A 7,902-nucleotide genomic window follows, 5' to 3' on the forward strand; every position below is an offset into this window, starting at 1 on the left:
ACGGGTGCACACGGCAACGCCCCCACACCAACCCTGTCGCCCAGCACAAGCCCGGCTTTGTCGGTCCCTCGTGGGACAATGGAACCGGGGGCCGGAGGCCACACCTCTCGAATCCGCGCCCGAACGCGCCAAGCCGCCAGAAGCCCGAACCGGACCGCGCTGAGCTGCGCCGGGCGAGCTGGATGGGCCGAGCAGACAGCGCTGAGCCGGAGTGGGTCGCGTGGGCAGGTGCCGGGGGAACTCGCGTGGGGCAGTGCCCGGGCGCGTTGCGTTTGGCGGTGCCCAGTGGCAACCCCTGCGCGGAGCCGGGCGCAAAGCCAGGAGTGCCCGCAGACCCCGCACACCACGGGCAACACGGCTGTGAGGGGTGAACGCGGAAGCGTATATCCAGAGCAGACTTCGGCGTCCGGACGGCGGGTTCGCGTTCGATCAAGGGTTGGCCGCCGGCCCCCGATCACCATTCTCCCAGACCGGTACGACAATTCCCTGGCCCGGCTGACCAAAGGCGGATGCAGGGCCGGCCACACCCGCAGTCGCGGATAAGTGCTGGAGCCGGCTGGTAACCTCGGAACCGGCGTGTGTGGGCAGACGTGAGGCTGGAGCCACCTCCCGGCAAACGGGTGGCATGATCCGCCGCGGGGTGTGGGCACCCCTGTCCTCGGGGCTAGATCACCGACCAACCAGCTGACGCGTGTACCGCGTCCTTGTGCGCCGAGCCGGGCGGTGGGAGCGAGGACCGCGATGTCACGTTCGTCGTTGACCGAACAATTGGTCGACCTGCGCCGCGTCTATACCGGCGAAAACCTCTCCCAGGCCGTTCCCGCGGTGAAATCCGTGTTGCACGCCCTTCCCGACGACCGGCGGGAACGGGTCGTCGACGCGTTGCACGGCAAAGCCGACGTCCGGGGGCTCTTCCTGCCCGACGCGCCCACCGACGACCAGCGGTCGCTGGAGTGCGTCGTCCTGCAAACCGCCACCGAGGCGGCCTCCCACCTGCAACTCCGCCCGCCCGCCTCGATGCTGCGGCCGGCGCACGTCTTCGCCGCCGTCGAGCCCGCCGACACCCCGCGCCTGCACCTCGCCGAGCACGCCCTCGGCCCGTTCCTCTACGAACTGCTGCCCCGCTACGAGGACCGGTGGGTCGCGGGCGTCGCCGGGCTGCGCATCCACCGCCACCCGCGATCCGTGGAGGTGCGGCTGCTCGACCTCGACGCGAGTGTCGTCCTCAGCGGCGTGGACGACGCCGCCTGGGCGGTGGGCATGAAGTACGTCCGCACCCTGCTCAAGGGCCGTGACCTGCACGGACCCTTCATCGAAGGCCCGCTGACGGCAGTCGAGGAAGAGCACCTCGAACAGCATCCCCGCCCCACCGGGCTGGGCAGCGCGCTCCTGCGCCGGTACCACCTGTTCACCAAGGCACCCTGGGTGCGGTCGCTGCCCCGCCGGGACGAGTGGTGGCTGGAGTGGCCGGAGAGCCTAGGTGTCACGGCCGTCGTCGACCGCCTCCTGCACCCCGTCTTCGGCGTCCCCGACGCGACCGAGGTGCCCAGCGCGACCGGCGGACTGGGCCTGGGCACCGGCTGGTACGACCTCTACCTGCGGGAGGTGGAAGGACCCGACCCGGCGGGGGAGGAGGCGCTGGCGGCGTTCGAGTGGCCCGAGGGCGTCACCGGGTGGTGGGAGCCGCCACACGAGTCGGTGAGGTAAACAACGTCCACACGGGAACGGCGGAAGGCCAGGTCAGGCCGTTGTGAACCGACGGAGTGACATCGGTGTCGGCGATCACCCCCCGACGCCGGCCGTCCGCCGCTCCCGCGCCGGTAGACTGCCCTTTCGGCCGGTGCGACCGCGTCGAGTGCCACCAGTGACGAGTTGTAGGAGGACCCCGGTGACCCAACAGGCTGCCGAGGCCCAGCGCACCGCGCCCCGTCGCGTGCTCGTGGCCGAGGACGAAGCTCTCATCCGCCTCGACCTGGTCGAGATGCTGCGCGAAGAGGGCTACGAGGTGGCGGGGCAGGCCGCCGACGGTGACGAGGCCGTGACGCTGGCCGAGGACCTGCGGCCCGACCTGGTCATCATGGACGTCAAGATGCCCAAGGTCGACGGCATCGAGGCCGCCAGCGCCATCGCCGGCAAGCGCATCGCCCCCGTGGTCATCCTGACCGCGTTCAGCCAGCGCGACCTGGTCGAACGCGCCCGGGACGCCGGTGCGATGGCCTACCTGGTCAAGCCGTTCGCCAAGCGCGACCTGGTGCCCGCGATCGAACTGGCGATGAGCCGGTTCGCCGAACTCCAGGCGCTGGAGAACGAGGTCGCCGGCCTCACCGAGCGGCTCGAGACGCGAAAGGTCGTCGAGCGCGCCAAGGGATTGCTGATGACCAAGCAAGGTCTGTCGGAGCCCGAGGCTTTCCGGTGGGTGCAGCGCACCGCGATGGACCGCCGCACGACCATGAAGGCCGTCGCCGAAGCGGTCATCGAAAACTTCGGCTGAGTTCGACCTCTTACCACCCAGGGCGTCCGTTACCTGTTCAGGGTTACCTGTTCGGGTATCGGACGCCCTGTCGTGCTCATTGTTGGTTACTGCCCGCATTGGTGCTGTGACCTGCGGCGATTTGAGCTGGATTTAAGACTGTTAACCGGCGCGCATTTGCCCGGTGACTACCGTCACGATGTGGACACAGAGCAGTAAGACCACCTGTTCACGGAACTCAACTGAAGCTACGTTCCTGCCCTAACCCAAGCCCTCGTGCGAGGGCTCCGCCTACCGGCGGGCTGGTTGGTCATGGGAGGTATTCCGGTGTCAGGAGCACGACTCGGCCGAGTTCTCGCGCTGGCGGCGGCTTCGTCGCTGGTGCTTGCGGCTTGCGCCGGCGGCGGTGGCGGCGACACGGGTGGCGGCGACGCCACGACGGTCAAGATCGGGTTCATGGGTGACCTGACGGGCGAGAACTCCGCCATCGTGATCCCGCCGTACAACGGCGCGAAGATGGCGGTGGACGAGTACAACGCCAAGAACCCCAAGAACAAGATCGAGCTGATCAAGTACGACAGCCAGGGCAAGCCGGACCAGGCGACCTCGCTGATCACCAAGGCCGTCGGCACCGACAAGATCGTCGCCCTCATCGGCCCGGCGTTCTCCGGCGAGTCCAAGGCCATCGGCGGCACCCTGGAGGAGAACAAGATCCCCAGCGTCTCGCCGTCCGCCACGAACCCGGGCCTGGCGAAGAACGGCTGGACCTACTGGCACCGCGTCGTGGCCAACGACGACGACCAGGGCCCCGGCATCGCCGACTTCCTGATCAAGGCGAAGTCCCCGAAGACGGCGTTCGTCCTCTCCGACGACCAGGAGTACAGCGTCGGCATCGCCGAGGCGGTCACCAAGACGCTCAAGGACAAGGGCATCACCGTCCAGAACGACAAGTTCGCCAAGGACGCGTCCGACTACTCCTCGACCGTCACCAAGGTCAAGTCCGCCAACCCGGACCTGATCTTCTTCGGTGGCTACTACGCCCAGGGCGGTCGCCTGCTCAAGCAGCTGCGCGACGGCGGCGTGAGCGCCACCTTCGCCTCCGGTGACGGCTCGCTGGACCAGCAGCTGATCAGCGGCGCCGGTGCCGCCGCGGCCGAGGGCGCCGTCGTCGGCTGCCCCTGCAACATCCCGTCCGCCGACGTGACCGGCACGCTGAAGACGTTCTTCGACAACTACAAGAAGAGCGCCAACGCCGACCCGGCCATCTACGCCACCGAGGGCTACGACGCCGCGACCGCCTTCATCAAGGCCGTCGAGGCGGGCAACACCACCTCGGACGCGATCAACAACTTCCTGAAGACGGTCAGCTTCGAGGGCGTGTCCAAGCCGATCAAGTTCAAGGCCAACGGCGAGCCCGAGAACAACGACATCTTCGTCTACCAGGTCAAGGGTGGTGTCCTCAAGCTGCTCGGCCCGTCGGCCAGCGCCAAGCTCGAGGGCTGATTCCGAGACGGCAGTACTGAAGCAAGTCAGCGCGCTGGGGAGCGGGTACGTCGTGCGGTGTCGCGACGTCCCGCTCCCCACCACTATGGCGAAGACGCTCTCTCCCCGCCCCGTCTCGTGAGGCAAACCTGTCATGCTTGATGATTTCCTGAACCAGTTCCTACCCAGCACGGTGGGTGGACTGGTGATCGGCTCGATCTACGCGCTGATCGCCCTGGGCTACACGATGGTCTACGGCGTCCTGCGCCTGATCAACTTCGCGCACTCCGAGATCTTCATGATCGGCACGTTCGCGTCCCTGGTGACGCTGACCGCGTTCGCGCCGACGGCGCCCCTCACCGGGTTCGCCATGATCGGGATGCTCGTCCTGTTGATGCTGGTGTCCGCCGCCGCCTCCAGCGGCGCCGCCGTCCTGCTGGAAACGGTGGCCTACCGGCCGCTGCGCAAGCGCGGCGCCACGCGGCTGGCCGCACTGATCTCCGCGATCGGCGCGTCGCTGTTCCTCCAGGAGCTGTTCGCCCTGGTGGTGATCCCGTGGCTGACCGACAAGCCGGGCCGCAACCAGGCGTCGGCGCCCCGCTACGTCGCGCGCGACGTCCTGTTCAAGATCGGCAACGCCGAGGTCCGGCTCGACCACGTCATCGTCGTCATCGCCGCCGTCCTGGTCATGATCACCCTGGACCGGGTCGTGAACAAGACGCGCATCGGTCGCGGCATCCGGGCCACGGCCCAGGACCCCGAAGCGGCCGTCCTGATGGGCGTCAGCATCGACAACATCGTGCGGGTCACGTTCCTGCTCGGCGGCGCGATGGCCGGTGTGGCCGGTTCCCTCTACGTCATGGAGATCGAGAACACCTCGTACTTCATCGGGTTCGTGCTCGGCATCAAGGCGTTCACCGCGGCCGTCCTCGGCGGTATCGGCAACCTGCGCGGCGCCCTCATGGGCGGCATCGTGCTCGGTCTCATCGAGAACTGGGGCGCGATCTTCCTCGGTTCCGAGTGGAAGGACGTCATCGCGTTCACCGTCCTGGTGGCCGTGCTGATGTTCCGCCCGACCGGCATCCTCGGCGAATCGCTGCAAAAGGCACGCGCATGAAAGGCGACGAAGTGACGAGGCAAGAAACCCCCGCGAAGCGGGGCGGACTGAGCGCCGTCGGGCACGGCTTCGACCGGATGCGCGACTGGTGGGAGCACGCGAAGGTCTGGCAGCGCTACACCGTCTACATCGCACTGGTGATCGGCGCGCTGATCCTGCCCGCGCCGGCGATCGGGCAGTTCATGTCGCCCGGCTCCGACTGGACCACCGTGCTGGTCTACCCGATCGGCACCTACATCCTGCTGGCCATCGGCCTCAACGTCGTCGTCGGCCAGGCCGGTCTGCTCGACCTCGGTTTCGTGGCGTTCTTCGCCATCGGCGGCTACTCGGTGGCCTACTACGGCACCCAGTACGGCTGGAACTACTGGGCCACGGTCGTGTTCGGCATCGCCCTCGCGGCCGTCTCGGGCGTCATCCTCGGCGCACCGACACTGCGGCTGCGCGGCGACTACCTGGCGATCGTGACGCTGGGCTTCGGTGAGATCGTCCGCATCACGGCGAACAACACCGACGAGATCGGCGGCGCCCGCGGCATCACCGGCGTCCCGCACCCGCCGCCCATCTTCGGCACCAAGTTCCTGCTCGACCCGGCGCCGTACTACTACCTGATGATCGTGGCGATCGCCCTGGTCATCATCTTCTCGGTGCGGTTGCAGAAGTCCCGCGTGGGGCGGGCGTGGGCCGCGATCCGCGAGGACGAGGACGCCGCCGAGCTGATGGGCGTGCCGACGTTCAAGTTCAAGCTGCTGGCGTTCGCCATCGGCGCGATGATCGGTGGCCTGGCGGGCGGCATCTACGCCGGCAAGGCCGTGTTCATCGAGCCCAACACGTTCCCCTTCATCCTGTCCGCGACGATCCTCGCCGCGGTGGTCCTGGGCGGTTCGGGCAACCTGCCCGGCGTCATCCTGGGCGCGTTCCTCATCGGCTGGCTGCCCGAGCGGTTCCGCGACTTCGCCGACTACCGCATCCTGGTCTTCGGCGGCGTGCTGGTGCTGATGATGGCGCTGCGCCCGGAGGGCTTGCTGCCGTCGCGGCGGCGCAAGGCGGAACTACATGAAGGAACCGGCGGGATGGGCACTATGGGCGCCGAGGTCCCGGGTCCGGACACCGATGTCTCGACGACGGAGGCGGCCAAGTGAGCACTCCCGTCCTTCAGCTGGACAACGTGACGATGCGCTTCGGCGGCGTCGTGGCGCTGCGCGAGGCCAACATCAGCCTCGCCGAGGGCGAGATCTTCGCCCTGATCGGCCCGAACGGCGCCGGCAAGACCACCGTGTTCAACGTGGTCACCGGCGTGTACCAGCCCACCGAGGGCCAGGTGCTGTTCAACGGCGAGCGCATCAACGGAACCAAGCGGTTCCGCATCACCAAGAAGGGCATCGCCCGCACGTTCCAGAACATCCGGCTGTTCCACAACATGTCGGCCCTGGAGAACGTGATGGTGGGCGCGGACGCGCACCACAAGACCGGCGCCATCGGGGCCACGCTGAACCTGCCGTGGCACCGCAAGGAGGAGCGTCGCGGGCGCGAGCTGGCACGCGAGCTGCTCGACTTCGTCGGCATCTCCGGGCGCATGACCGAGACCGCGAAGAACCTCCCGTACGGCGACCAGCGCCGCCTGGAGATCGCCCGCGCCCTGGCCACCGACCCGAAGCTGCTGCTGCTCGACGAGCCCGCCGCCGGCATGAACCCGGCGGAGAAGATCGCGTTGCAGCAGTTGATCCGCAAGATCCGGGACAGCGGCCGGACCGTCTTGCTGATCGAGCACGACATGAGCCTGGTCATGGGCGTCAGCGACCGCGTCGCGGTCCTCGACTTCGGCCAGCTGATCGCAGAAGGGCTGCCGCACGAGGTGCAGAACAACCCGAAGGTCATCGAGGCGTACCTGGGGGTGTCCGAAGATGCTTCTTGAGGTCAAGGACATCCACGTCCACTACGGCAAGATCGCCGCGATCAAGGGCTTGAGCCTCCAGGTCAACGAGGGCGAGATCGTCTCCCTGATCGGCGCGAACGGCGCCGGCAAGACGACCACCCTGAAGACCATCTCGGGCCTGCGCCCGCTGTCGTCGGGCAGCATCACGTTCAACGGCCAGGACATCTCCAAGACCCCGGGCCACAAGCGCGTGCAGCTGGGCATCGGCCAGTCCCCGGAAGGCCGGGGCGTGTTCCCGGGCATGACGGTGCAGGAAAACCTGCTCATGGGCGCCTACATGCGCAAGGACGACCTGTCGAAGGACCTGGAAGAGGTCTACGGCCTGTTCCCCAGGCTGGCCGAGCGCAAGAACCAGTTCGGCGGCACCATGTCCGGCGGCGAGCAGCAGATGATCGCCATCGGGCGGGCACTGATGACCAAGCCCAAGGTCCTGCTGCTGGACGAGCCGTCGATGGGGTTGGCGCCGATGCTCATCGCGCAGATCTTCGAGATCATCAAGGAGATCAACCAGCGCGGGACGACGGTGCTGCTGGTCGAGCAGAACGCGCAGCAGGCGCTCAAGCTGTCGGATCGGGCGTATGTGCTGGAAACGGGCCGGGTGGTGAAGTCCGCGCCTGGGTTGGAACTGCTGGACGACCCGCAGGTTCGGGCCGCTTACCTGGGCGGGCACTGAGAACGGTTTAACGCACAGGCCCGCCGGTCCCTAACTGAGACCGGCGGGCCTTTTGCTTTTCCCGCGCGCTTCGCGCCTTTCCCGCGCGCTTCGCGCCTTTCCCGCGCGCTTCGCGCCTTTCCCGCGCGCTTCGCGCCTTTCCCGCGCGCTGCGCGTTCTTTGCGCGCGGAGCGCGCGGTAGGTGTTACCTACAAGTGGAGGGCCTCGGTTCCCCCACCGTATGGCCT

Annotated in this window: 7 protein-coding genes; all 7 read left to right on the forward strand. The window is 67.8% G+C overall.

All coding sequences use genetic code 11. The annotated features are described in order from the left end of the window. Nucleotides 1-741: 741 nt before the first annotated feature. The 7 genes from WBN91_RS19810 to WBN91_RS19840 all read left to right on the forward strand — a co-directional run bounded on the left by WBN91_RS19810 (nucleotide 742) and on the right by WBN91_RS19840 (nucleotide 7,675). Nucleotides 742-1,707 (forward strand): hypothetical protein, encoded by a 966-nt coding sequence (locus WBN91_RS19810; RefSeq protein WP_337725284.1) that lies wholly within the window; start codon nucleotides 742-744, stop codon nucleotides 1,705-1,707. Between the two features lie 181 nt (nucleotides 1,708-1,888). Continuing rightward, complete coding sequence (locus WBN91_RS19815) at nucleotides 1,889-2,491, forward strand: ANTAR domain-containing response regulator (protein ID WP_309114580.1); 603 nt, start codon at nucleotides 1,889-1,891, stop codon at nucleotides 2,489-2,491. Nucleotides 2,492-2,797: 306 nt separating this feature from the next. Further along, nucleotides 2,798-3,973: a branched-chain amino acid ABC transporter substrate-binding protein gene (locus WBN91_RS19820; RefSeq protein WP_337725283.1), complete on the forward strand. Its 1,176-nt coding sequence runs from the start codon at nucleotides 2,798-2,800 to the stop codon at nucleotides 3,971-3,973. A gap of 133 nt (nucleotides 3,974-4,106) precedes the next feature. Continuing rightward, complete coding sequence (locus WBN91_RS19825) at nucleotides 4,107-5,069, forward strand: branched-chain amino acid ABC transporter permease (RefSeq protein ID WP_337725282.1); 963 nt, start codon at nucleotides 4,107-4,109, stop codon at nucleotides 5,067-5,069. Beyond that, nucleotides 5,066-6,208, forward strand: a complete 1,143-nt coding sequence (locus tag WBN91_RS19830) for a branched-chain amino acid ABC transporter permease (protein WP_337725281.1) — start codon at nucleotides 5,066-5,068, stop codon at nucleotides 6,206-6,208. The genes WBN91_RS19825 and WBN91_RS19830 overlap by 4 nt, the downstream gene beginning before the upstream one ends. A 32-nt stretch (nucleotides 6,209-6,240) precedes the next feature. Then, nucleotides 6,241-6,981: an ABC transporter ATP-binding protein gene (locus tag WBN91_RS19835; RefSeq protein WP_337725326.1), complete on the forward strand. Its 741-nt coding sequence runs from the start codon at nucleotides 6,241-6,243 to the stop codon at nucleotides 6,979-6,981. Then, nucleotides 6,971-7,675 carry an ABC transporter ATP-binding protein gene (locus tag WBN91_RS19840; protein ID WP_337725280.1) on the forward strand — a complete coding sequence of 235 codons (705 nt, stop codon included), beginning with the start codon at nucleotides 6,971-6,973 and terminating at the stop codon, nucleotides 7,673-7,675. The genes WBN91_RS19835 and WBN91_RS19840 overlap by 11 nt, the downstream gene beginning before the upstream one ends. The last annotated feature ends 227 nt before the right edge of the window (nucleotides 7,676-7,902 follow it).

Source organism: Saccharothrix sp. CCNWYY140 (assembly GCF_037401995.1).
In the GTDB taxonomy this organism is placed as follows: Bacteria; Actinomycetota; Actinomycetes; order Mycobacteriales; family Pseudonocardiaceae; genus Actinosynnema.

Excerpts from the sequence above, each read along its gene's own strand:
- WBN91_RS19810 (WP_337725284.1), top strand. The coding sequence starts at position 742 with ATGTCACGTTCGTCGTTGACCGAACAATTGGTCGACCTGCGCCGCGTC.
- WBN91_RS19825 (WP_337725282.1), top strand. The coding sequence starts at position 4,107 with ATGCTTGATGATTTCCTGAACCAGTTCCTACCCAGCACGGTGGGTGGA.
- WBN91_RS19830 (WP_337725281.1), top strand. The coding sequence starts at position 5,066 with ATGAAAGGCGACGAAGTGACGAGGCAAGAAACCCCCGCGAAGCGGGGC.
- WBN91_RS19835 (WP_337725326.1), top strand. The coding sequence starts at position 6,241 with ATGCGCTTCGGCGGCGTCGTGGCGCTGCGCGAGGCCAACATCAGCCTC.
- WBN91_RS19840 (WP_337725280.1), top strand. The coding sequence starts at position 6,971 with ATGCTTCTTGAGGTCAAGGACATCCACGTCCACTACGGCAAGATCGCC.